The 22,513-nt window shown below is 62.6% G+C and carries 23 protein-coding genes; 14 read left to right on the top strand and 9 right to left on the bottom strand.

Annotated features, from left to right (window positions below):
- Positions 1–25 precede the first annotated feature (25 nt).
- Both NCCP436_RS02310 and pyk read left to right on the top strand, forming a co-directional pair.
- Positions 26–934 carry a universal stress protein gene (locus NCCP436_RS02310; protein WP_220802184.1) on the top strand — a complete coding sequence of 303 codons (909 nt, stop codon included), beginning with the start codon at positions 26–28 and terminating at the stop codon, positions 932–934.
- 71 nt (positions 935–1,005) lie between these two features.
- Positions 1,006–2,457, top strand: a complete 1,452-nt coding sequence (gene pyk, locus NCCP436_RS02305) for a pyruvate kinase (RefSeq protein ID WP_220802183.1) — start codon at positions 1,006–1,008, stop codon at positions 2,455–2,457.
- Between the two features lie 56 nt (positions 2,458–2,513).
- On the opposite strand, the gene ycaC is transcribed toward pyk, so the two are convergent.
- Positions 2,514–3,128 carry an isochorismate family cysteine hydrolase YcaC gene (gene ycaC / locus NCCP436_RS02300; protein WP_220802182.1) on the bottom strand — a complete coding sequence of 205 codons (615 nt, stop codon included), beginning with the start codon at positions 3,126–3,128 and terminating at the stop codon, positions 2,514–2,516.
- A gap of 176 nt (positions 3,129–3,304) precedes the next feature.
- Between ycaC and NCCP436_RS02295 the strand changes: the two genes are divergently transcribed.
- Positions 3,305–4,219 (top strand): LysR family transcriptional regulator, encoded by a 915-nt coding sequence (locus NCCP436_RS02295; RefSeq protein ID WP_220802181.1) that lies wholly within the window; start codon positions 3,305–3,307, stop codon positions 4,217–4,219.
- Between the two features lie 54 nt (positions 4,220–4,273).
- On the opposite strand, the gene dcd is transcribed toward NCCP436_RS02295, so the two are convergent.
- Complete coding sequence (dcd, locus tag NCCP436_RS02290; RefSeq protein WP_220802180.1) at positions 4,274–4,840, bottom strand: dCTP deaminase; 567 nt, start codon at positions 4,838–4,840, stop codon at positions 4,274–4,276.
- Between the two features lie 315 nt (positions 4,841–5,155).
- Between dcd and NCCP436_RS02285 the strand changes: the two genes are divergently transcribed.
- The gene (locus NCCP436_RS02285) at positions 5,156–5,365 is read left to right on the top strand and encodes a cold-shock protein (protein ID WP_013714598.1); all 210 of its coding nucleotides are present in this window, start codon (positions 5,156–5,158) and stop codon (positions 5,363–5,365) included.
- Positions 5,366–5,478: 113 nt separating this feature from the next.
- Here NCCP436_RS02285 and apbC read toward each other — a convergent pair whose 3' ends face one another.
- On the bottom strand, positions 5,479–6,567 hold the full coding sequence (apbC, locus tag NCCP436_RS02280; protein ID WP_220802179.1) for an iron-sulfur cluster carrier protein ApbC: 1,089 nt from the start codon (positions 6,565–6,567) through the stop codon (positions 5,479–5,481).
- A gap of 138 nt (positions 6,568–6,705) precedes the next feature.
- On the opposite strand from apbC, the gene metG reads away from it, so the two are divergent.
- The 8 genes from metG to NCCP436_RS02240 all read left to right on the top strand — a co-directional run bounded on the left by metG (position 6,706) and on the right by NCCP436_RS02240 (position 13,544).
- Positions 6,706–8,742 (top strand): methionine--tRNA ligase, encoded by a 2,037-nt coding sequence (gene metG / locus NCCP436_RS02275; protein ID WP_220802178.1) that lies wholly within the window; start codon positions 6,706–6,708, stop codon positions 8,740–8,742.
- Positions 8,743–8,837: 95 nt separating this feature from the next.
- Positions 8,838–9,383 carry an Rnf-Nqr domain containing protein gene (locus NCCP436_RS02270; RefSeq protein WP_220802177.1) on the top strand — a complete coding sequence of 182 codons (546 nt, stop codon included), beginning with the start codon at positions 8,838–8,840 and terminating at the stop codon, positions 9,381–9,383.
- Complete coding sequence (rsxB, locus tag NCCP436_RS02265) at positions 9,380–10,519, top strand: electron transport complex subunit RsxB (RefSeq protein ID WP_220802176.1); 1,140 nt, start codon at positions 9,380–9,382, stop codon at positions 10,517–10,519. Before NCCP436_RS02270 ends, rsxB begins: the two co-directional genes overlap by 4 nt.
- The gene (locus tag NCCP436_RS02260) at positions 10,500–11,498 is read left to right on the top strand and encodes an RnfABCDGE type electron transport complex subunit D (RefSeq protein WP_220802175.1); all 999 of its coding nucleotides are present in this window, start codon (positions 10,500–10,502) and stop codon (positions 11,496–11,498) included. The genes rsxB and NCCP436_RS02260 overlap by 20 nt, the downstream gene beginning before the upstream one ends.
- Positions 11,495–12,073, top strand: a complete 579-nt coding sequence (locus tag NCCP436_RS02255; RefSeq protein ID WP_220802174.1) for an RnfABCDGE type electron transport complex subunit G — start codon at positions 11,495–11,497, stop codon at positions 12,071–12,073. Before NCCP436_RS02260 ends, NCCP436_RS02255 begins: the two co-directional genes overlap by 4 nt.
- On the top strand, positions 12,070–12,615 hold the full coding sequence (locus NCCP436_RS02250) for an Rnf-Nqr domain containing protein (RefSeq protein ID WP_220802173.1): 546 nt from the start codon (positions 12,070–12,072) through the stop codon (positions 12,613–12,615). Before NCCP436_RS02255 ends, NCCP436_RS02250 begins: the two co-directional genes overlap by 4 nt.
- The gene (gene nth, locus NCCP436_RS02245; protein ID WP_220802172.1) at positions 12,615–13,253 is read left to right on the top strand and encodes an endonuclease III; all 639 of its coding nucleotides are present in this window, start codon (positions 12,615–12,617) and stop codon (positions 13,251–13,253) included. Before NCCP436_RS02250 ends, nth begins: the two co-directional genes overlap by 1 nt.
- Before the next feature lie 111 nt (positions 13,254–13,364).
- Positions 13,365–13,544, top strand: a complete 180-nt coding sequence (locus tag NCCP436_RS02240; protein ID WP_220802171.1) for a PA3496 family putative envelope integrity protein — start codon at positions 13,365–13,367, stop codon at positions 13,542–13,544.
- A gap of 58 nt (positions 13,545–13,602) precedes the next feature.
- On the opposite strand, the gene NCCP436_RS02235 is transcribed toward NCCP436_RS02240, so the two are convergent.
- From NCCP436_RS02235 to NCCP436_RS02220, 4 genes are read right to left on the bottom strand one after another with little or no spacing between them, the layout of a single operon-like run.
- Positions 13,603–14,376 carry an enoyl-CoA hydratase-related protein gene (locus NCCP436_RS02235; RefSeq protein ID WP_220802170.1) on the bottom strand — a complete coding sequence of 258 codons (774 nt, stop codon included), beginning with the start codon at positions 14,374–14,376 and terminating at the stop codon, positions 13,603–13,605.
- A 24-nt stretch (positions 14,377–14,400) separates the two neighbouring features.
- The gene (locus NCCP436_RS02230; protein WP_220802169.1) at positions 14,401–14,544 is read right to left on the bottom strand and encodes a DUF1330 domain-containing protein; all 144 of its coding nucleotides are present in this window, start codon (positions 14,542–14,544) and stop codon (positions 14,401–14,403) included.
- Positions 14,545–14,568: 24 nt separating this feature from the next.
- Positions 14,569–15,507: an iron-sulfur-binding ferredoxin reductase gene (locus NCCP436_RS02225; protein ID WP_220802168.1), complete on the bottom strand. Its 939-nt coding sequence runs from the start codon at positions 15,505–15,507 to the stop codon at positions 14,569–14,571.
- The gene (locus NCCP436_RS02220; RefSeq protein WP_220802491.1) at positions 15,500–16,624 is read right to left on the bottom strand and encodes a diguanylate cyclase; all 1,125 of its coding nucleotides are present in this window, start codon (positions 16,622–16,624) and stop codon (positions 15,500–15,502) included. Before NCCP436_RS02220 ends, NCCP436_RS02225 begins: the two co-directional genes overlap by 8 nt.
- Before the next feature lie 349 nt (positions 16,625–16,973).
- Between NCCP436_RS02220 and NCCP436_RS02215 the strand changes: the two genes are divergently transcribed.
- Positions 16,974–18,497 (top strand): fumarate hydratase, encoded by a 1,524-nt coding sequence (locus NCCP436_RS02215; protein ID WP_220802167.1) that lies wholly within the window; start codon positions 16,974–16,976, stop codon positions 18,495–18,497.
- Positions 18,498–18,675: 178 nt separating this feature from the next.
- On the opposite strand, the gene lptG is transcribed toward NCCP436_RS02215, so the two are convergent.
- Together lptG and lptF are read right to left on the bottom strand one after the other, a co-directional pair.
- Positions 18,676–19,740 (bottom strand): LPS export ABC transporter permease LptG, encoded by a 1,065-nt coding sequence (gene lptG / locus NCCP436_RS02210; protein WP_220802166.1) that lies wholly within the window; start codon positions 19,738–19,740, stop codon positions 18,676–18,678.
- Positions 19,733–20,851: an LPS export ABC transporter permease LptF gene (gene lptF / locus NCCP436_RS02205; protein WP_220802165.1), complete on the bottom strand. Its 1,119-nt coding sequence runs from the start codon at positions 20,849–20,851 to the stop codon at positions 19,733–19,735. The genes lptG and lptF overlap by 8 nt, the downstream gene beginning before the upstream one ends.
- Positions 20,852–20,992: 141 nt before the next feature.
- Here lptF and NCCP436_RS02200 point away from each other — a divergent pair, with 141 nt between their 5' ends.
- The gene (locus NCCP436_RS02200; RefSeq protein WP_220802164.1) at positions 20,993–22,480 is read left to right on the top strand and encodes a leucyl aminopeptidase; all 1,488 of its coding nucleotides are present in this window, start codon (positions 20,993–20,995) and stop codon (positions 22,478–22,480) included.
- Positions 22,481–22,513: the final 33 nt, after the last annotated feature.

The following is a 22,513-nucleotide window of genomic DNA, read 5'->3' as shown; positions in this document are numbered from 1 at the left end:
CCGACTCCCGGACGAAGGCATTGGCATGAAACTCTGCACCCTACTGGTCGTCATCGACCCTGAGCATGAACAACAACTTGCCCTTCAGCGTGCCGCCGAGGTGGCGCGTAAAACTGGCGCCGTACTGCACTTGCTGCAGGTGGACTACCATCCCGGTCTGGAAGCCGGCCTGCTTGATCACCGCCTGCTCAGCCAGGCCCGCGAGGCGATGCTGTTGCAAAGCCACGAAGCGCTTTCGGCCAGTGTCGACCCTCTGCGCGAAGAGGGCCTGGCGATCTCGCTGGAAGTACGCTGGGCCAAACGCGCCCACCAGGAAATCCTGGACCGAGTCGCCGTGCTTCAGCCGGATGTACTGTTCAAGACCTTTCATCCGGCAGGCGCTCTACGCCGCCTGCTGCTTAGCGACACCAGTTGGCAACTGATCCGGCGCAGTCCCGTTCCGCTGTGGCTGGCCAACGACCGTAACTGGAATGGCCGCCGTCTGTGCGCCGCACTGGATCCTCTGCACAGTGCAGACAAACCGGCCGCGCTGGATCATCAACTGATTCGCACCAGCCAGGGCCTGCAGGCCCTGCTCGGTCTGCAGGCCGACTACCTGCATGCCCACGCACCGCTCCCGCGCTCGCTGATGTTCGACGCGGAGATGGCCCGGGAATACGAGGACTACCAGCTCAGTTCCAGCCAACAGCACCGCCAGGCCTTCGAGTGCCTGCTCGCTGAACACAGTATCGACGTCAACCGAACCCACCTGCTGGAGGGCTTCGCCGAGGAGGTCATTCCCCACTTCGTCCGTGAACAGGATGTGGATCTACTGGTGATGGGCGCCATCGCCCGCGGACATCTCGAGAGCCTGCTGCTTGGCCATACCGCCGAACGGGTACTGGAGCGGGTCGAGTGCGATTTGCTGGTGATCAAACCGGACGACAAAGAGTAGTGGCCAGTAAAAATGACTACAGCAAAAGGCCGTAGTAGCCTGCGCGACATTGTTCAGTAGGGAGTTCGCGCATGACCTTTCGTCGCACCAAAATCGTCGCCACCCTGGGCCCGGCAAGCAACTCGCCGGAGGTGCTGGAGCAACTGATCCTCGCTGGCCTGGACGTGGCCCGTCTGAACTTTTCCCACGGCACGCCGGATGACCATAAGGCACGTGCAGCGCTGGTTCGCGAGCTGGCTGCCAAGCATGGTCGCCACGTGGCCCTGCTTGGCGACCTGCAGGGACCGAAGATTCGCATCGCCAAGTTCGAGAACAAGCGCATCGAACTCAAGGAAGGCGATCTCTTCCGTCTGTCCTCCAGTCATTCGCGCACTGCCGGCACCCAGGAAGTGGTGGGCATCGACTACCCGGCGCTGATTCAGGATTGCGACGTCGGCGACGAGTTGCTGCTGGACGACGGCCGCGTGGTCATGCGAGTCGAACTCAAGGGCGCTGATGAGCTGCACTGCCGTGTACTGATCGGCGGCCCGCTGTCCGACAACAAGGGCATCAACCGTCGCGGCGGCGGGCTCACCGCACCAGCACTGACCGACAAGGACAAGGCCGATATCAAGCTCGCTGCAGAAATGGAGCTGGATTACGTCGCGGTATCCTTTCCCCGCGATGCCGCCGACATGGAATACGCCCGCCGTCTGCTTACCGAGGCTGGCGGCAGTGCCTGGCTGGTGGCCAAAATCGAGCGGGCCGAGGCGGTGGCCAATGACGAAACCCTCGACGGCCTGATCCGCGCCAGCGACGCAGTGATGGTGGCACGTGGCGACCTTGCAGTGGAAATCGGTGACGCCGAACTGGTTGGCATCCAGAAGAAAATCATCGCCCACGCCCGTCGCCTGAACAAAGCGGTGATCACCGCCACCCAGATGATGGAGTCGATGATCCATAGCCCGATGCCGACCCGCGCCGAAGTCTCCGACGTAGCCAACGCTGCACTGGACTACACCGACGCGGTAATGCTTTCGGCCGAGAGCGCCGCCGGCGAATACCCGGTCGAGGCGATACAGGCCATGGCCCGCGTCTGCCTGGGTGCCGAGAAGCATCCGACCAGCCAGAAGTCCAGCCACCGCATCGGCCGTACCTTCGAGCGCTGTGACGAGAGCGTAGCACTGGCGACCATGTACACCGCCAACCACTTCCCGGGCGTCAAGGCCATCATCAGCCTTACCGAAAGCGGCTACAGCCCGCTGATCATGTCGCGCATCCGCTCGGCTATCCCGATCTTCGCCTTCACACCGCACCGCGAGGCTCAGGCCCGGGTGGCCCTGTTCCGCGGCGTCTATACCGTGCCTTTCGACCCTGCCGCACTACCGGCCAACAAGGTCAGCCAGGCAGCGGTGGACGAGTTGCTCAAGCGCGGCGTGGTCAAGCCGGGCGACTGGGTGATCCTGACCAAGGGCGACAGCTACCACGGCACCGGCGGCACCAACACCATGAAAATCCTGCACGTCGGCGATCCACTGGTCTGATACGGCACCAACGCAAGAGGCCGCTCATTGAGCGGCCTCTTGCGTTTTCAGGATGACTATTTCTGGTTGTAGCTCTGGATCAGATTGGCGTAAGCCGGCAGGTGACTGCCAAGAATTCCGCCGAAGCCCTCGATGTCGTTACGCCAGTCGCGATGCAGTTCACAGCCAACACTGAACCAGTTCATCAACTGGGCGCCTGCCTGCGACATGCGGTTAAGCGCAGCATCACGCACCGAGGTATTGAAAGTGCCCGAAGCATCGGTCACCACAAACACCTCATAACCAGCCTCCAGGGCCGAAAGGGTCGGAAAGGTCACACAGACATCGGTCACGACACCAGCGATGATCAGTTGCCGACGACCGGTCGCCTTGATCGCGTTGACGAAGTCTTCGTTGTCCCAGGCATTGATCTGCCCCGGACGGGCAATATAGGGAGCATCCGGAAACATGGCCTTGAGCTCGGGCACCAGCGGCCCATTCGGCCCGGTTTCAAAACTGGTGGTGAGAATGGTCGGCAGCTTGAAGAAGCGGGCGATGTCGGCCAGTGCCAGCACGTTGTTCTTGAACTCGTCCGGGCTGTAGTCGCGCACCAACGAAAGCAGGCCGGACTGGTGATCGACCAGCAACACGACTGCATCATCCTTGTCCAGACGCTTGTAGGTATGGGCCATGGGTAAACTCCTATCCTGAGAGGGGGCTCACGTCGCCGGGTGGCGATGTAGTTTCAGCTTATTGAGACACTCACCGGCAATCGACCCTCAGGCGGGAAAATAGTTTTTCGCTGGAGACGAACAACCAAGGAGCAGCGACTGCGTTACCCTCATGGCAGCCAAGCAAGGAGCCGTACATGAATCTGGATCTAGCGGAAATAGAAACCTTTCTGCGGGTAGTGGAGCTTGGTGGTGTCAGCCGCGCGGCAGAGGATCTGGGCCTGTCGAAATCGGTGGTGAGCAAGCGTCTTAGCGACCTTGAGCGGCGCCTGGGCGCACAACTGCTGTATCGCTCCACGCGCAAGGTAGCCCCTACCGACAACGGCCAGTTGTTCTACCAGAGCGCCAAACAGTCACTGCAGGAACTGGAGGACGCCGCCGCTACGGCAAGCGCTCACGAAGAGGGTATCTGCGGCCGGTTGCAGATACTGGCCCCGATGAGCTTCGGCACCCAATGGCTGGCCCCGCTGATGGGCGGGTTCATGGAGCGCTATCCGGGGCTGGAAATCGGCCTGCATCTGGAGGATCGCCTCAACGACTTCGAGCGCGAGGGCTATGACCTCTGCCTCCGCATCTCGCATATTGGCGACAGCGCCCTGATCGCACGCAAACTGGCCGGCTGCGCGCGAATTCTCTGCGCCAGCCCCGATTACCTGCAACGCCATGGCGCACCGCAGTCGCTTGAGGCCCTGCAGCAGCACCATTGCATCGGCTACAGTAACGTCACCTGGCGGCAGTTCTGGTCATTCGGGGACAGCAACGGCGAAGAGCTGCTGAGTCGCATCGCGCCCCGCAGCCGCTTCACCAGCAACAACGGCGAGGTAATGCGTGAACTGGTGCTGGCCGGACAGGGGCTGGCGCTGCTACCAAGCTTTCTCATCCACCAGGATCTCGTCAGCGGCGCTCTGCGCGAGATACTGCCCGAGGCGCGTCCCAGACCCTACAGCATCTACGCACTGTACCCGCGCTCGCGTCGCGCCTCGCGCAAGGTACTGGCGCTGTGCGACTACCTCCACCAGCACCTGGCCAAGGCTCCCTGGGATCAGGCCTGATCAGGCGGCAATCCGCTGACGGCAAAGCGGCAGCGGATCTTTTACGGCGGGCAATCAGGCCTTGGGCAGAGTAACGCCGGTCTGGCCCTGGTACTTGCCGCCGCGGTCTTTGTAGGACACCTCGCAAGCCTCGTCCGACTGCAGGAACAGCATCTGCGCCACACCTTCGTTGGCGTAGATTTTCGCTGGCAGGTTGGTGGTGTTGGAAAACTCCAGTGTCACGTGCCCTTCCCACTCCGGTTCCAGTGGAGTGACATTGACGATGATGCCGCAGCGTGCGTAAGTGCTCTTGCCCAAGCAGATGGTCAGCACGTCACGCGGTATGCGGAAGTACTCGACAGTACGCGCCAGAGCGAAGGAGTTCGGCGGAATGATGCAGACGTCGCTCTTGATATCGACGAAGCTTCTTTCATCGAAGTTCTTCGGATCGACCACCGCCGAGTGGATATTGGTAAACACCTTGAATTCGTCGGCGCAGCGGACATCGTAGCCGTAGCTGGAAACGCCGTAGGAAATCACCCGGTTGGCGTCGGCGCCACGCACCTGGCGCTCGACGAACGGCTCGATCATCCCGTGTTCCTGCGCCATGCGGCGAATCCACTTGTCCGATTTGATGGTCATGCCGGCTTATCCTGAAATATGAGCGATGTAACAAAGAAAGCGCATCTTACCGGCGCCGGGGCCGTGCTTCAAAGACCCCGACATCCGAGGATCGGAACACAACAGCAATTATTTGCAGGAAAGACGCACACAGTGTTCGCACTCTGCAAAAAAAACACGTATGGTGTCCCCACTGTGCTGCATGTGTCACCGTGAATCGCTACTTGATGCCCAGATTTCGATCCAAACATCGTCGTCCGACTCCTAGTACTCGTTGCACTCAGTCCCGGCCTGGGCTTTTCCAGGGCTGTTATTACTTTTGTTAGGAGACATCACATGTCCAATCGTCAGACTGGCACCGTCAAGTGGTTCAACGATGAGAAAGGCTACGGCTTCATCACCCCGCAATCCGGCGACGACCTGTTCGTACACTTCAAAGCCATCCAGAGCGATGGTTTCAAAACTCTGAAGGAAGGCCAGCAGGTTTCCTTCGTGGCCACCCGTGGCCAGAAAGGCATGCAGGCTGAGGAAGTTCAGGTTATCTAACCTGCGCTACACCGCCTGAAAAGAGCCCCGCCAAAGCGCGGGGCTTTTTCTTGGCCGGTATAAATAGCGCAGGCGAGCCGCCCTGCAAGGGCAAAGACTCGCCGCTTGCTCCGTCAGTCGTCGCTGATCTCGATACTCGGCATCGCAGCATGAGCAGACATGGCGATACGCGCGCCCACCTTGCGTGCCATCTGCTGGTAGATCATGGCGATCTGGCTTTCCGGATCCGCCACAGCGGTCGGCCGGCCATCATCGGCCTGCATACGGATCGCCATCGACAGCGGCAGTGAGGCCAGCAGCTCCACACCGTATTGCGCGGCGAGCTTCTCGCCACCGCCCTCGCCAAACAGATGCTCGGCATGACCACAGTTCGAGCAGATGTGCACAGCCATGTTCTCCACCACCCCCAGCACCGGGATGTGTACCTTGCGGAACATCTCCACGCCCTTGCGGGCGTCCAGCAATGCCAGATCCTGTGGGGTCGTGACGATGACGCTACCGGCCACCGGCACCTTCTGAGCCAGGGTCAGCTGAATGTCGCCAGTCCCCGGCGGCATGTCCACCACCAGGTAGTCGAGATTGTCCCAGGCAGTCTGGGTAATCAATTGCAGCAGGGCACCGGAGACCATCGGCCCGCGCCAGACCATCGGTGTGTTGTCATCGGCCAGGAAGGCCATGGACATCACCTGTACACCATGAGCCTCGATCGGCACGAACCACTTCTGTTCACGAACCTGTGGCCTGCTACCCGGAGCGATGCCGAACATGATGCCCTGACTGGGCCCATAGATGTCGGCATCGAGGATACCCACCCGTGCACCCTCACGGGCCAGTGCCAGCGCCAGGTTGGCAGCAGTGGTGGACTTGCCCACCCCGCCCTTGCCGGAGGCCACGGCGATGACGTTCTTCACCCCGGCCAGCGCCGGCACCTGTACCTGGCCCTGATGCGGTTCAATCACGCAATCGATGCGCACCTGCGCCGACTCGATCCCCTCGAGGTTCTCCAGCGCCATCTGCAGCATCTGCGCCCAGCCCCCCTTGAACAGCCCGGCGGCGTAGCCCAGTTCCAGGCGTACGGCGACCTGACCACCACGGATATCGACCTCGCGCAGACAACCGGCGCTGACCGGATCCTGTTCAAGATGGGGATCGACAAGCTGGCGCAGGCAGGCTTCCACGGTTTCTCGGGTTACGGCACTCATGCATGGCTCCGAAAGGTTGAGCGAAACAGGCGGGCATCATACCCCAGCTTGAGCCCCGCGCATGCTGCCGGTGGCCTGCGGCCGCCCGCTGCTTTATAGTTGCCGACTTCCCTCGTAATACCAGTGCAGCCGATCACCATGACCGAAGCCCGCAAGATTCTCGTTACCAGCGCCCTTCCCTATGCCAACGGTTCGATCCACCTCGGCCACATGCTCGAGTACATCCAGACCGACATGTGGGTGCGCTACCAGAAGCTGCGCGGCAATCAGGCCGTCTACGTTTGCGCCGACGACGCTCACGGCTCGGCCATCATGCTGCGCGCCGAAAAGGAAGGCATCAGCGCCGAACAGTTGATCGAGGCCGTACGTGCCGAGCACATGGCCGACTTCGCCGACTTCGGCGTGGACTTCGACAATTACTACTCGACCCACTCGCCGGAAAACCGCGAGCTGTCCGAGTCTATCTATCTGGCCCTGCGCGAGCGTGGCCATATTGCCACCCGCGCAGTGACCCAGTACTTCGACCCGGAAAAGGGCATGTTCCTTGCCGACCGCTTCATCAAGGGCACCTGCCCGAAGTGCGCAGCAGAGGATCAGTACGGCGACAATTGCGAGAAATGCGGCGCCACCTATGAGCCCACTGAGTTGAAAAACCCGCGCTCGGCGATTTCCGGCGCCGTACCGGAGCTGCGCGAATCCAAGCATTTCTTCTTCAGGCTGCCGGACTTCGAGGCCATGCTCAAGCAGTGGACGCGCAGTGGCGCCCTGCAGGAGGCGGTAGCCAACAAGATCGCCGAGTGGCTCGACGCCGGCCTGCAGGAATGGGACATCTCCCGCGATGCCCCCTACTTCGGCTTTGAAATTCCGGACGAGCCAGGCAAATACTTCTACGTCTGGCTCGATGCGCCGATCGGCTATATGGCCAGCTTCAAGAACCTCTGCAGCAGCCGTCCGGATCTGGACTTCGATGCGTTCTGGGGCAAGGACTCCACAGCCGAGCTGTACCACTTCATCGGCAAGGACATCATCAATTTCCATGCACTGTTCTGGCCGGCCATGCTCGAAGGGGCAGGCTTCCGCAAGCCGACCGCGCTCAACGTGCATGGCTACCTGACCGTCAACGGCCAGAAGATGTCCAAGTCGCGCGGCACCTTTATCAAGGCGCGCACCTATCTGGATCACCTCAACCCAGAATATCTGCGTTACTACTACGCCTCTAAGCTCGGCCGCGGCGTCGATGACCTTGACCTGAACCTTGAGGACTTCGTACAGAAGGTCAACTCGGATCTGGTCGGCAAGGTAGTCAACATCGCCAGTCGCTGTGCCGGCTTCATTCATAAGGGCAACGGCGGCGTACTGGTAACCGCCAATCCGGAACCGGCCCTGTGGGATGCCTTCCAGGCCGCTGCACCGAGCATCGCAGAGGCCTACGAGGCGCGAGACTTCTCTCGCGCCATGCGCGAGATCATGGCCCTGGCCGATCGCGCCAATGCCTGGATCGCCGACAAGGCGCCCTGGGCGTTGAACAAGGTCGAGGGCAAGCAGGCCGAAGTACAGGAAATCTGCGCCCTGGGCATCAACCTGTTCCGTCAACTGGTGATTCTGCTCAAGCCGGTTCTGCCGAAGCTGGCCGCCGATGCCGAGGCCTTCCTCAACGTCCCGGCGCTGACCTGGAATGACCTCAGCACCCCGTTGGCCAACCACCAGCTCAACCCCTTCAGCCCGCTGCTGACCCGTATCGAGCCGGCGAAGATCGACGCCATGATCGAGGCCTCCAAGGAAGACCTGGCCGCCGAGGCCACCAAGCCCACCGGCAACGGCGAACTGGTGAAAGACCCGCTGGCCCCCGAGATCAACTTCGACGCCTTCGCTGCCGTGGACCTGCGTATCGCCCTGATCGAGAAGTGCGAGTTCGTCGAGGGCGCCGACAAGCTGCTGCGCCTGTCGCTGGATATCGGCGACGAGAAGCGCAACGTGTTCTCCGGCATCAAGTCCGCCTACCCGGACCCGAGCAAGCTGGAAGGCCGCCTGACCCTGTACGTGGCCAACCTGGCCCCGCGCAAGATGAAGTTCGGCGTGTCCGAAGGCATGGTCCTGGCCGCCGGCCCCGGCGGCGAGGAAATCTACCTGCTCAGCCCGGACAGCGGCGCCAAGCCGGGTCAGCGCGTCCGCTAAGGCACAGGCTGTAGTTGCGACAACCAGCATGGTTGTCGCGGCGCTTCACGCCCCGGATAATACCCGGCCATCTCCTGCCCGCTGTCCGTGATCCGATGACCGATCTGCTCTTCGTCCTGCTCGGCGCCGCCCTGATCAGCCATCTGCTGCTCGATCTGCCGCCTGCCAGCGCGGCCGACCGTCCAGCCCGGCTACAGGCTCTTGGTCCCTGCGCAGCACTGCTGATCCCGCTGGCTGCCGTGCTCGGCTGGCTGCTCGAACAGCTGCTGCAGATGCTGGGTTTTCCGATTCTTTTCCTCCTGCTCGGCAGTCTGCTACTGACAGCACTGACACAACTGCTGCCTGCATGGCTGGCAAGCCGACACGCCAAACTGAAGCAGCCGGGCCTGTGGCTGATCCTGTTTGCCAATGGGCTGGCAGCGCTGCTCCTGGCCCGTACCCAGCCCATGCCCCAGATACTGCTGTTGGGGCTGGCCGGGGGCGCGGGTTTCTGGCTGCTGATGCAGCTACTCGAAGACTTGCGCACACGCATCGACATGTCTGCCGTACCCACTGCCTTTCGCGGCGCGCCACTGATGCTGATCAGCGGTGGTCTGACCGGCCTGGCCCTGCTCGGTCTCAACAGCCTGGGGGCACGATGAACCTGGAACTGCGCAACGATCCGCACATTCGCGCCATCGACGCTCTGCTGCCACAGACCCAGTGCGGCAAGTGCGGTCATCCCGGCTGCTTGCCCTACGCTCAGGGCATCGCCGCCGGCGAGGCAATCAACAAATGTCCGCCCGGTGGCAGTACCACCATTCAGGCGCTGGCCGAGCTGCTGCAGCGTCCTTTCCAACCGCTGGAACTGCCCGAGGTGCCGCCGCAGATCGCCTTCATCCGCGAGACGGAGTGCATCGGCTGCACCAAGTGCATCCAGGCCTGTCCGGTTGATGCCATCGTCGGCGCGGCGAAGCTGATGCACACCGTGATCCGCGACGAATGCACCGGCTGCGAACTGTGCGTGGCGCCCTGCCCGGTGGACTGCATCGATATCCTGCCGCTGGAGCCGAGCGAAGCACGCCTGCAACGCGAACGTGCCAACCAGTTCCGTCAGCGCCACGATGCCCGTCAACTGCGCCTGCAACGCGAGCAGCGTCGTCAGGTCGAGCGCGCCGCCCAGGCGCCAGCCACAGTGACGACGCTGGCCCGCCCTGCCGCCTCCGGCGACGACACCTACAAGCGTCTGAAGATGGAGGCGGCCATGGCCCGCGTGGTGCTGGCCAAGGCCGAAAAGCAGCTTGCCCAACACGGTGGTGCCGAGCTGCAGCGTCAGGTCGAGGAACTGCGCGCCGCTGCCGACAAGGCCCAGAGCGCTCTCGATGCCCTGCCCGCACCAGCACCTGCCGAACAGGCACCCGGGATTGCCGCACTGAAGCAGGCCAAGATCCAGCTGGCCATGAGCCGCGCAGCTCTGGCCAAGTCCAAACGCGAAGGCGCGGACGAGGCCAGCCTGCAGGGCCTGCGCGCAAAACTGGTCGTGGCCGAGCAGGCCCTGCATGCAGCCGAGGACAACAGCGGCAAACCGGTCCCGGAGCTGGTACGCAGCTACAAGCAACCGGTGGATCTGCAACTGCGCGAATTGAAGACTGCCCTAGCCTTTGCCCGTGCCGACCTGCAGCGTCTGGAGCGGCGTCAGGCGGCCAACCCGGCCAGCGCCCCTGCCGCCGAACTGGAGGCGGCACGCGAGCGGCTTCAGGCTGCCGAGCAGCGTCTGCATGATTACACCCCCGACTGAGCCGGGCTTCGACCCTCGCCCGCAACTGCAACGCGTCCTGCTTGCCTGCCTGCCTGGTGTATTGACGCTGTTCTGCTTCAACGGTTGGGGCGTACTGATCCAGCTGCTGCTGGCAGTTGCCACCAGCCTGTTCTGCGATGCACTGGTCACCCGCCTACGGCGGCAGCCGGCCAGCCCACTGGCACTATGGAACCGCCCCTGGCTGGCCGAAGGCAGCGGCCTGGTCAGCGCCGTACTGCTGGCCCTGGCGCTGCCCGGCTACCTGCCCTGGTGGGTGACCGTGACCGCCAGCGCTTTCGCCAGCCTGTTCGGCAAGGCCCTGTTCGGTGGCTTCGGCCGCAACCCGTTCAATCCGGCCATGCTGGGTTACGCCTTTGTCCTATGCGCCTTCCCGGCTCAGTTGAATCAATGGCCGGGCCCCACAGTCGGTCATGATCTGACGACGGCGCTGGGACAGATATTCGGCATCGGCTCCGGCTTGACCGACGGCTGGAGCCAGGCCACCGCGCTCGAAACCCTGCGACATAACGACCGTCTGACCCAGGACGAACTTTTCGCCGGCCACCCTGCCTTCGGCACGCTCGGCGGATACGGCGCGGAATGGGTCAACCTGGCCTTTCTGGCTGGCGGCCTGTTCCTGCTGCAGCAAAGAGTGATCCGCTGGCAGATACCGGCAGGTATGCTCGGCGCCCTGCTTGCCGCCAGTCTGCTGTGCTGGAATGGCTCCGGCTCGGACTCCAACGGTTCGCCGCTACTGCACTTGTTCAGCGGTGCCAGCATGCTCTGCGCCTTCTTTATCGCCAGCGAACCAGTCAGTGGTGCAGCGACTCCGCGCGGTCAACTGTACTTCGGCATCGGCGTCGGTCTGCTCACCTATGCAATCCGCACCTGGGGCGGCTACCCGGACGGTGTGTCTTTCGCCGTGCTGCTGATGAACCTGTGCGCGCATCGCCTCGACCGTGTCGGAGGCCGCCGATGAAACCCAGCCTGCTGCTGACGCTGCTGGCCATGGCGGTCACTGGGCTGCTTGCTGTGCTGCAATGGCTGGCCGCCCCTGCCATCGACCAGCAGCGCCAGGCAGCCAGCGAACGGCGCCTGCTTGATCTGCTACCGGTTCAACACTACGACAATCGCCCGCTGCATGAGCCGGTCGAGCTGCCAGCCGGCGTGCTGGGCAACCCCGCGGCAGAGACCGGCTACCAGGCACGCCTGCAGGGGCACCCAAGCGCACTGCTGCTACCAGTCGGTGCAGCCGGCTACGAAGGGCCGATCCGCCTGCTGGTTGCCGTGGACGCCGACGGCAGACTAATCGCCAGCAAGGTACTTGAGCAGCGCGAAACCCCTGGACTGGCCGACCTTGACGCGCCAGCCCGGCGTAGTTGGCTGCAGCACTTCAACGGCCTTCGCGACAATGACGACTGGCGCCTGCGCGCCGAAGGCGGCAACCTCGACCAGATGGCCGGCGCCACCATCACATCCCGCGCGGTACGCGATGCCCTGCAGAGTGCGGTGAAGTTTCACTATGCTGAACACCTGACGGAAGAACAGCCATGAAGCACCTGCCGCTGCTACTGGCCCTGCCATCCCTGTTCTGGGCCGGCGATCTGCTGATCAACGCCGTCGCACTAGGCCTTGCCGGCCTGCTCACATTGACTCTCTGCGGCTTATTGCTGGCGCCTCTGCGCCACAGGCTCGACGCCCCGCAAATGACACTGGCGGCACTAATGCTTGCCTGCCTGTGCCTCGGCAGCGCGCAACTACTGTTGCAGATACTCAGTCACGATCTGGCCGCCACTCTGGAACCGGCGCTCGCGCTTCTGCTACTGCCGGCTCTGGCACTGCCCCGGACTAGCACGCTCCTTGCCGGACTCGGCGCCGGCCTGCGCCTGGCCGCTCTGGCTCTGCTGTTCGGCAGCCTGCGTGAACTGTTCGGCCATGGCAGCCTGTTGACTCATGCTGACTGGCTGCCGGGCCTGGCCCTGAACGGCTGGCAGTTCCTGCACGGCCTGCCCCTGCTGACGCATGCGGCCGGTGCCTTTATCCTCGCTGGCCTGCTGCTTGCCCTGCAGCGTTACCGTAAACCGGAAAACGTCTGATGAACGCCGCCAAACGACTCGAAATCTTTCGCCGCCTGCACGAAGACAATCCCAACCCCAGGACTGAACTGGCCTACAGCACCCCATTTGAGCTGCTGATCGCGGTCATCCTCTCCGCCCAGGCCACCGACGTCGGAGTCAACAAGGCTACCGCCCGGCTGTTTCCGGTGGCCAACACTCCCGAAGCCATCCATGCCCTGGGGATCGAAGGGCTGAGCGAATACATCAAGACCATCGGGCTGTACAACAGCAAGGCGAAGAACGTCATCGAGACCTGTCGCATCCTCGTCGAAAAGCACGGCGGCCAGGTGCCGGACAACCGCGAAGACCTTGAGGCTCTGCCCGGGGTCGGCCGCAAGACCGCCAACGTAGTGCTGAATACCGCCTTCCGTCAGCCAACCATGGCAGTTGACACACACATCTTCCGGGTCAGTAACCGCACCGGCATCGCCCCTGGCAAGAATGTGCTGGAGGTGGAGAAGAAGTTGCTCAGGTTCGTCCCCAAGGATTATCTGCTCGACGCCCATCACTGGCTGATCCTGCATGGCCGCTATGTCTGCACGGCCCGTAAACCGCGCTGCGGAGCCTGTCGCATCGAGGATCTGTGCGAGTACAAGGCCAAGACTTCGGATGATTGACGCGATCTAGATCCTATCAATCATCTGATTGAAAAAATCTTTTTTACCCGCCCTATTTTTGCCGCTATAAGGTGCGCAAACGGCCCTGGTACCCGGCCTGGAGTGAAGTAGATGAGCACAGACAAAGATGACCTCGAACTGGACGAAGACTTTGTCGCAGACGATGCAGACGATGTCGAGCCTGTAGTTGAAGTCGCCAAGACCAATCTGACCAAGCGCCGCATCATCGACAATTTCCTCGAAGAGCGCCGCCTGCACAAGCAACTGGCTGAATACGACTTCGACATCTAAATGAAGAAACCCGCGAATCTGCGGGTTTTTTCATGAGGCATTGACCGGGCTTAATGCCTCAGCCGAACTTCGAGAAGTCGGGCGTGCGCCGCTGCATAAAAGCCGATAGCGCCTCGATGGCCTCCGGCGAGCGCAAGCGCTGGCCGAACAGGGCGCCCTCCTCCTCGATCACCCGGCGCAGTTCCTCGCGCCCCGGCGCCCGCATCAGGCGCTTGCTGTCCAGCACCGCCGAAGGCGCCAGCGTCAGGAAACGCTGCGCCATCTGTCGCGCCTTCGCCAGGGTCGCCGCGCCGTCCTCCAGTGCCTCGTTGGCGATGCCCCACTGCGCGGCCTGGGCACCGCTGAATGTCTCGCCGAGCAGCAGCAGCTCGGCCGCCCGCGCATGCCCGACCAACTGCGGCAGGATCAGACTGGAACCGTACTCCGGACACAATCCGAGATTGACGAAAGGCATTCTCAACTGTGCATCACGGCTGATGTAAACCAGATCGCAATGCAACAACAATGTGGTACCGATGCCCACAGCCGGGCCTGCTACTGCAGCCACAACCGGCTTGGCGAAATCGAACAGCGCGCGCATAAAGCGAAACACCTCGCTGTCCGCTCCGGCTGGCGGCGCCTGGAGGAAATCGGCAACATCATTGCCGCTGGTGAAGCAGCTCTGGCCACCGGTCAGCAGAACCACACGTATCGAACGGTCGGCAGCGGCTTCTTCCAGCGCGGCCGCCATACCGGCATACATGGCGCGGGTGAGCGCATTCTTCTTGTCCGGGCGGTGCATGCGCAGGGTCAGCAGACCGCCGTCACGCTCGATACACAGGTGTTCGCTCATGCGCTCTCCATTCTCGTTACAGGGTCAACCGAGCCCCTGCATCAGCAGGGATAGGGTATTGGCACCGGCCTTGCGATCCAGCGAAATCGCCTGGTACTCGGGAGACTCGGCAAAGCCACGGGCAGCCGCCTCGCTTATCGCGCTGCCGAGCAAGAATGCAGCGGTCATGCCGGGGCCGACACTGCAACCGGCCTATGCGCGAGATAAAAAGATGTCGGCCAGCACCTGACTACGCGGTACGCCGATCAAAAACAGGCGACGGGCAAAGGCTTCCACGCTGGAAGCTGAACCGCAGGCTAAGACGAGGGTCTGTCGCGAAACAAGCCGCAGATCCGCCAAAAACGCCGCCTGCTCGGACGTCGTCAGCCACTCAAGTTGCAGGTTCGGATAAACCGATGCCAGCGCCTGCAGAGGCTCACGCAGATAATGCTCAGTCACATCATGAGCCTGATGAATGAGCCGTATTGGCCCACGGTGATCCTGGCGCAAGGCCTCACGTAGCACCCCATACAGCGGTGCCAGGCCGGTGCCGCAGGCCAACAGCCAGAGCGGCCGCACCTGCCAGTCCGGGTCGTAGTGCAGTGCACCGCCGCGCAGCTCACCCAGGCGCAGACTGTCTCCTACCTGCAGCTGGCGCGCCGCATTACGGAAGGCTCCGGTTCCGCGACAGTCGATATGAAACTCCAGCCAGGGTTCTGCATCCGGCAGACTGGCCAGCGAGTATGGTCGTGCCAAGGTCGCGCCATGCCACAGCAGTAGATGCTGACCGGCACGGTAGCGCAACGGCCGATCCGGCTCCAGACGCAGGCGCAGCACCTGCGGTGCCGGCCAGTCCACCCCTACGACACGGGCGCCGACGGCATCATGCTGCGGATCAAAGGGCTCGACCTGCAGGTCGTCAATCACCCGGCACTGGCAGGCCAGACGCCAGCCCTCTGCACGCAATTGCGCATCCAGCGCCTCGGGGCGGTCATCCTGCGGCTCCCCGGCGACACAGCGCACCAGACAGGCATGGCAGCTACCAGCACGGCAGCTATAGGGTACGGCCACATCAGCCGCCAGCAAGGCATCAAGCAGATTGCTCTGGCTCGCCACCTCGACGCTGCGCTGGCGAAACCGCAATTCAGGCATCGGCGTATTTCCAACTGGCGTCGCAGCGGTTGCGGCCACTGCGTTTGGCCTTGTACAGGGCCTGATCGGCACGCTGCAGAGCCTCGTCGAGATCGTCATCGGCAGACAACAGGGTCATGCCGATGGAGAGGCTCAGTGGCCCCACTTCTATACCCACCGGCTCGGCCCGGGCGAAGGCCTCACGCAAGCGCTCGCAGCAAGCGAGGAATTGATCGGTATCGGTATTGGGCAGCAGCAGGACGAATTCCTCACCGCCATAGCGAGCCACTATATCACCGTCTCGCAGGCAAGCCCGGACAATGGCCGCGAAAGTCTGCAGCACGCGGTCTCCGGCGGCATGCCCGTGGGCGTCATTGATCCGTTTGAAATGATCCAGATCTATCAGCGCCAGACCATGGTGCAGCCCCGGCTGCATGCGTTGCACCTCCCGGCTGGCAAGACGCAGGAAATGTCTACGGTTGTAGAGTCCGGTCAGTTCGTCAGTCGCAGCCAGATCCTCCAACTGACGCATCATGCCACGCAGAGTATTCTGGTTCGCCTGCAGAGCGAAGCGACGCTGGCGCATACGCTGACGCATACTCTGCACGTAGCAAGAAAACAGACTCAACCATACCAGCAGTACAAGCAGCACCCAAACCTGCAGCCAGGCCATGCCCAGGCTGACCAGTTGCTGACGGTAAACCTCGATCAGCATCATCGCGGCAAAACCGAAGAAGGCAAACACGCAGCAGCGCACGAAAGCCCGCGGCGTCAGCTTCAACACGCCGAACAGCAGTATCGGCACGTAGAATGCCAGGATGCTGCCGCGCACGCTGTCGAACAGCGCCAGCACCAGCGCGAGCCAGGTCAGGGCCACCAGTAACTGTCCTTCGGTCATGCTGGGGTCGCGAAAGAGCAGGTTGCGTCCTGAGAGAAACAGCCAGAGAAACACCAGTTGACTGGCGAACACCCCCACAGTGAGCCAGACCACCGTAACCCGGGCGCCCTGGTAAAGCCCGCTGAACACCGCAAACCAGCAGACGAGCGCCATCATCACGTAAGTCGCGAGTGCCATTGCAAAGCGTTTGAGCAGAAGACGTCGTAGGCTGCGCTGCGTTCTCCGCGGGGTGATGATCATGCTCATGGGCTCCATCCCATAGTGGCACCTCGCCGTACTCTACTCGCCGATCAGAGAAATGCCTAGGTTGCAATAACCACTTCATCGCTACACCTCGCGACCTTAGCCGGCTGTGCCCATCGAGGCCGGCGCGGTATACTGCCGCGCCTTCAGGGGGGGGTAGCGCACCTGACGGGATATACGGCACAGACGCTCGGGCCTCCAGCACGCCCCGCGCCAACCGGCAACAGCCAAAATCGCGCTGCTGCCCGCTGCAGCCGGAAGACGCACCTTCCCCCCTGGTTTGCCGTTGCGCCGGGCGATGATTCGGCGCTTCCTTGTAGATGTTCCCTGATAGAGGAGCGCCCCAATGACCGTGATCAAGCAGGACGATCTGATCCAGAGCGTCGCCGACGCGCTGCAGTTCATCTCCTATTACCACCCCGTCGACTTCATCCAGGCCATGCACGAGGCCTATCTGCGCGAGGAGTCGCCTGCCGCCAGGGACGCCATGGCGCAGATCCTGATCAACTCGCGCATGTGTGCCACCGGCCACCGCCCGATCTGCCAGGACACCGGCATTGTCACAGTGTTCGTCAAGGTCGGTATGGATGTACGCTGGGACGGCGCCACCATGAGCCTCGACGACATGATCAACGAGGGCGTGCGTCGCGCCTACAACCTGCCGGAAAACGTCCTGCGCGCCTCGATCCTGGCCGACCCGGCCGGTGCTCGCAAGAACACTAAGGACAACACTCCGGCTGTGATCCACTACTCCATCGTCCCCGGTGACAAGGTGGAAGTGGACGTCGCGGCCAAGGGCGGCGGCTCCGAGAACAAGTCGAAGATGGCCATGCTCAACCCGTCCGACTCCATCGTCGACTGGGTGCTGAAGACCGTACCGACCATGGGCGCTGGCTGGTGCCCGCCGGGCATGCTCGGCATCGGCATCGGTGGTACCGCCGAGAAGGCCGCGGTGATGGCCAAGGAAGTGCTGATGGAGCACATCGACATCCATGAGCTGAAAGCCCGCGGCCCGCAGAACCGCATCGAAGAGCTGCGCCTGGAGCTGTTCGACAAGGTCAACCAGCTGGGTATCGGCGCCCAGGGCCTGGGCGGCCTGACCACCGTGCTCGACGTCAAGATCAAGGATTACCCGACCCACGCCGCCTCGTTGCCGGTGTGCATGATCCCCAACTGCGCTGCCACCCGTCATGCCCACTTCGTGCTGGACGGCTCCGGCCCGGCCGCCCTGCAGGCACCGTCTCTGGACGCCTACCCGGAAATCGTCTGGGAAGCCGGCCCAAGTGCTCGCCGCGTCAACCTCGACACCGTCACCCCGGAAGAAGTACAGAGCTGGAAACCGGGCGAAACCCTGCTGCTCAACGGCAAGATGCTCACCGGCCGCGACGCTGCGCACAAGCGCATGGTTGACATGCTGAACAAGGGCGAGCAACTGCCGGTGGATCTGAAAGGCCGCTTCATCTACTACGTCGGCCCGGTTGATCCGGTAGGCGACGAAGTGGTTGGCCCGGCAGGTCCGACCACCGCCACCCGCATGGACAAGTTCACCCGCCAGATCCTCGAGAGCACTGGTTTGCTGGGCATGATCGGCAAATCCGAGCGCGGCCCGATCGCCATCGAGGCAATCAAGGACAACAAGGCGGTGTATCTGATGGCCGTTGGTGGCGCCGCCTATCTGGTGGCCCAGGCGATCAAGGCTTCGAAGACCATCGCCTTCCCCGAGCTGGGCATGGAGGCAATCTACGAGTTCGAGGTCAAGGACATGCCGGTGACCGTAGCGGTCGACACTCAGGGCGAATCGGTACACACCACAGGCCCTGCGATCTGGAGCAAGAAGATCGCCGAAAGTCTGGCCGTAGAAGTGAAGTAACTCCCTCGCCGCCCGGACTCAACATCCGGGCGGCTTCTCTCTGCGCCACAAGCGCCAGCACGCATTCCTCACCATCTCCGCCCACCTGGGCGCAAAAAAATCCGACACCAAACGGCATCGGATTTCTCTGGCCTCTCGTGGTCGTGTCTTGGCTGCTTGCCCAGCAACCGGGCCGGCATCAGCCGGCGCGGCGTAGCAACCAGGCCCCGGCCAGGGCACAAGTTCCGGCCGGCACCAGCACCGCCAGCAACGGCGAAAAGCCGAATACCAGGCTCGAAGGACCAAGCAGATCCTGGGCGATGCGGAACACAAAACCCACCAGTACGCCGGTAAACACACGCTGACCGAGGGTCACCGAACGTAACGGGCCGAAGATGAAGGAAATCGCCATCAGTACCAGTGCCGCAGTGACCAGTGGCTGCAGCACCTTGGTCCAGAAGGCCAGCCAGTAGCGGGCGTTGTTCAGGCCCTGCTCGGCCAGATAGTGGATGTACTGCCACAGACCAGTCACCGAAAGCGACTCTGGTTCCATCACCACGGTACCAAGCAGATCCGGATTGAGCTCGATGTCCCAACGCTCCTTGGTACGCTTGACCACTTCGCTACGATCTTCATGCAGGTAGGTGTTCTCCACCCTGTAAAGCACCCAGTGGTCACCTGCAAATTCCGCGCGGCGGGCAAAGCTGGCCAGCTCCAGACGACGCTCGTCGTCGAAGCGGTAGCGCGTCACCCCCAGCAGCACGCCGTTGGGCTGCACGGCGTTGATATGCACATACTCCTGCCCTTGTCGATGCCAGAGCCCGCGCTTGGCGGTCTGCGCCTTGCCACCGCCCTGTGCCAGGGCTCGGTCCGCCTGAGCCTGCCGCTCGGTTAGAGGAGCAACATATTCGCCGATCAGAATGCCCGCCAGCATCACTACCAGCATCGGCTTCATTACCGCCCAGACGATGCGCCCGGTGGAAACACCGGCCGCGCGCATGATGGTCAGCTCACTGCTGCTGGCCAGAGAACCCAGGCCGATCAGACAGCCGATCAGCGCCGCCATCGGCAACATCTCATAGGCGCGCCTAGGGGCGGTGAGCAGGATGTACCAGAACACCTGTCCGAGGCCGTAATCACCCTTGTTCAGGTCGCCCAACTCATCAATGAAGGCGAACAGCAGTGACAGGCTCAGGATGATCCCCAGCACCGCCAGGATGGCCAGGAATACCTGAGTGGCGATATAGCGGTCGAGCTTAGCCATGAGCCACCTCCAGTGCGCGACGGCTGGCTCGCCAGAGACTCAGGCGCTCCCAGTACAGCAGTAACAGGCCAATTGCCAGGAAGATGCCGTGCACCCACCACATACCCAGTACCGGCGACAGTTGGCCCTTGTCGATGGCACCGCGCGCCGCGATCAGCAGGCCAAGGTAGGCCATATAAAGGAAAATGGCCGGCAACAGCTTGAGGAAGCGCCCCTGCCGCGGATTGACCCGCGACAGCGGTACGGCCAACAGCGTCACCACGAAAACCAGCAGGGGAATCGACAGACGCCATTGCAACTCAGCCTGCATGCGCCGGTCATTGCTGCCAATCAGGTCACGCGTCGGCATGGCTTCGCGCTCGTTGGCCTCCAGCGCCACTTCCGGCTTGGGCAACAGCACGCCGTAGGTATCGTAGCGAATGATGCGGTAGTCGGCTTCGCCCGGTTCACCGTCGTAACGATAGCCATTTTCCAGAATCAGATATCTGCTGCCATCCGCCTGGATTTCCTGACGGCCACTTTCGGCCACCAGCACCGTAATGCCACGGGCGTCACGCTTGTTGGCACTCATGCGTTTTTCCGACATGAACACGCCGCGCAACTCGCTGCGATCCGCCGACAGGTCTTGCGAATAGGTCACCCGCGAGCCGTCCTTCATCGACTGGAAACGCCCAGGCACCAGGGTATCGAGCTCGGTCAACGCATCCTGCTCATTGAGGATGCGGGTCACACTGGCCACTCCCTGCGGCGCCAGGCCCAGGCTGAGCCAGGCCACCAGCACCGCCACCAGCAGCGCCGGCGCCATACTGTAGAGGGTCAGGCGCTGCTGGCTTACCCCCGTGGCCGAGAGCACCGTCATCTCACTGTCCAGATACATGCGCCCGTAGGCCAGCAAGATGCCGAGGAACAGTCCCAGCGGCAGAATCAGTTGTAGAAAACCGGGAATCCGGTAACCCATGATCAGGAACAGCACTCCCGGATCAAGAACTCCCTGTGCCGCCTGAGCCAGGTATTTGATGAAACGACCACTCATGATGATTACCAGCAGTACGGCACTTACCGCACTCAGGGTCACCAGCACTTCGCGGGAAAGGTAGCGAAAGACAATCAAACCGGAGGCTCCAGGGTTGTCAGGCTCAGGCGCGAGCGCTCAAACTAGCCGCACCTACGTGCCGGCCCACTCAGGGTGGGCCCTCGAAAAATGGCGGTCATTATCCGTCAAAGCCGACTCTTTGTCTTGGGGACAGCTCATATGGAATTCCTCGTCAAAACCACCCGTCCTGAAACCCTGAAAACCGCTACCCTGGTCGTCGCCATCGGCGAAGGGCGCAAGCAGGGGGACGCAGCCAAGGCCGTGGATACTGCAAGCGGCGGGGCCCTGTCGGCCATTCTCAAGCGCGGCGACATTGCCGGTAAGCCGGGCCAGACCCTGCTACTGCACGATCTGCCAGGATTGAAGGCCGAACGCGTACTGCTGGTTGGCGCCGGCAAGGGTGATCTGTCTGACCGTCAGTTGCGCAAGCTGGTGACCAGCGTTTACGGGGTACTCCGGAACCTGGGCGGGAGCGACGCGCTGCTGACGCTGAACGAACTGCGAGTCAAAGGCCGCGATACCTACGGCAAGATCCGCCTGATCGCCGAAACCCTGGCTGACTGCAGCTACCAGTTTGAGCGCTTCAAGAGCCAGAAATCGGATCCGCGCGCCCTGAAAAAAGTCAGCCTGGCCGTCGCCAAGGCCGAGCAGGCCGAAGCCGAGCGTGCCCTGCAGCATGCCCGGGCAATCGCCAGCGGGATGGCATTCACCAAGGATCTGGGCAACCTGCCGCCAAACCTTTGCCACCCGAGCTACCTGGCTGAAGAGGCCCGGGCTCTGGGCAAGGCGCACAAAAACCTCAAGGTCGAGATTCTCGACGAGAAGAAACTCAAGGAGCTTGGCGCCGGTGCCTTCCTCGCCGTGGCCCAGGGCAGCGAGCAGCCGCCACGCCTGATCGTCATGCACTACCAGGGCGGCAAGAAAGACGACAAGCCCTTCGCCCTGGTGGGCAAAGGCATCACCTTCGATACCGGCGGCATCAGCATCAAGCCGGCTGCCGGCATGGACGAGATGAAGTACGACATGTGCGGCGCCGCCAGCGTGTTCGGCACCCTCAAGGCCGTGCTGGAGCTGCAGCTGCCGATCAATCTGGTCTGCCTGCTGGCCTGCGCCGAAAACATGCCCAGCGGCCGCGCCACCCGTCCTGGCGACATCGTCACCACCATGAGCGGGCAGACCGTCGAGATCCTCAACACCGACGCCGAAGGCCGTCTGGTACTGTGCGATACCCTGACCTATGCCGAGCGCTTCAAGCCGCAGGCGGTGATCGATATCGCCACTCTTACAGGCGCCTGCATCGTCGCCCTGGGCAGCAACGTCTCCGGCCTGATGGGCAACAACGACGCACTGGTCAAGCAGATCCTCAAGGCCGGCGAGAGCGCCGACGACCGTGCCTGGCAACTGCCGCTGCACGATGAGTACCAGGAGCAACTGGACAGCCCCTTCGCTGACATCGCCAACATCGGCGGGCCGAAGGCAGGCACCATCACCGCCGGCTGCTTCCTCTCGCGCTTCGCCAAGAACTACCACTGGGCCCACCTCGACGTGGCCGGCACCGCCTGGATCAGCGGTGGCAAGGACAAGGGTGCCTCTGGCCGCCCGGTACCGCTGCTGACTCAGTACCTGCTGGATCGCGCCAAAGCCTGACCTGACTACCGGCGGCGCGCCACAGGCAGCCGC

It is taken from the genome of Pseudomonas sp. NCCP-436 (assembly GCF_019656335.1).
Classification (GTDB): Bacteria; Pseudomonadota; Gammaproteobacteria; order Pseudomonadales; family Pseudomonadaceae; genus Aquipseudomonas.
The sequence above is the reverse complement of the archived record's forward strand: the minus strand, read 5'-3'. Positions and strand labels throughout refer to the sequence as shown.

Coding starts and splice junctions, on each gene's coding strand:
- NCCP436_RS02235 (WP_220802170.1), bottom strand. CDS start 14,376: ATGAGCGAACACCTGTGTATCGAGCGTGACGGCGGTCTGCTGACCCTG.
- lptG (WP_220802166.1), bottom strand. CDS start 19,740: ATGGCTAAGCTCGACCGCTATATCGCCACTCAGGTATTCCTGGCCATC.
- NCCP436_RS02270 (WP_220802177.1), top strand. CDS start 8,838: ATGACCGATCTGCTCTTCGTCCTGCTCGGCGCCGCCCTGATCAGCCAT.
- apbC (WP_220802179.1), bottom strand. CDS start 6,567: ATGAGTGCCGTAACCCGAGAAACCGTGGAAGCCTGCCTGCGCCAGCTT.
- pyk (WP_220802183.1), top strand. CDS start 1,006: ATGACCTTTCGTCGCACCAAAATCGTCGCCACCCTGGGCCCGGCAAGC.
- NCCP436_RS02240 (WP_220802171.1), top strand. CDS start 13,365: ATGAGCACAGACAAAGATGACCTCGAACTGGACGAAGACTTTGTCGCA.
- NCCP436_RS02200 (WP_220802164.1), top strand. CDS start 20,993: ATGGAATTCCTCGTCAAAACCACCCGTCCTGAAACCCTGAAAACCGCT.
- NCCP436_RS02220 (WP_220802491.1), bottom strand. CDS start 16,624: ATGATCATCACCCCGCGGAGAACGCAGCGCAGCCTACGACGTCTTCTG.
- nth (WP_220802172.1), top strand. CDS start 12,615: ATGAACGCCGCCAAACGACTCGAAATCTTTCGCCGCCTGCACGAAGAC.
- NCCP436_RS02215 (WP_220802167.1), top strand. CDS start 16,974: ATGACCGTGATCAAGCAGGACGATCTGATCCAGAGCGTCGCCGACGCG.
- NCCP436_RS02285 (WP_013714598.1), top strand. CDS start 5,156: ATGTCCAATCGTCAGACTGGCACCGTCAAGTGGTTCAACGATGAGAAA.
- NCCP436_RS02310 (WP_220802184.1), top strand. CDS start 26: ATGAAACTCTGCACCCTACTGGTCGTCATCGACCCTGAGCATGAACAA.
- NCCP436_RS02225 (WP_220802168.1), bottom strand. CDS start 15,507: ATGCCTGAATTGCGGTTTCGCCAGCGCAGCGTCGAGGTGGCGAGCCAG.
- NCCP436_RS02260 (WP_220802175.1), top strand. CDS start 10,500: ATGATTACACCCCCGACTGAGCCGGGCTTCGACCCTCGCCCGCAACTG.
- NCCP436_RS02295 (WP_220802181.1), top strand. CDS start 3,305: ATGAATCTGGATCTAGCGGAAATAGAAACCTTTCTGCGGGTAGTGGAG.
- NCCP436_RS02255 (WP_220802174.1), top strand. CDS start 11,495: ATGAAACCCAGCCTGCTGCTGACGCTGCTGGCCATGGCGGTCACTGGG.
- dcd (WP_220802180.1), bottom strand. CDS start 4,840: ATGACCATCAAATCGGACAAGTGGATTCGCCGCATGGCGCAGGAACAC.
- metG (WP_220802178.1), top strand. CDS start 6,706: ATGACCGAAGCCCGCAAGATTCTCGTTACCAGCGCCCTTCCCTATGCC.
- rsxB (WP_220802176.1), top strand. CDS start 9,380: ATGAACCTGGAACTGCGCAACGATCCGCACATTCGCGCCATCGACGCT.
- ycaC (WP_220802182.1), bottom strand. CDS start 3,128: ATGGCCCATACCTACAAGCGTCTGGACAAGGATGATGCAGTCGTGTTG.
- NCCP436_RS02230 (WP_220802169.1), bottom strand. CDS start 14,544: ATGACCGCTGCATTCTTGCTCGGCAGCGCGATAAGCGAGGCGGCTGCC.
- NCCP436_RS02250 (WP_220802173.1), top strand. CDS start 12,070: ATGAAGCACCTGCCGCTGCTACTGGCCCTGCCATCCCTGTTCTGGGCC.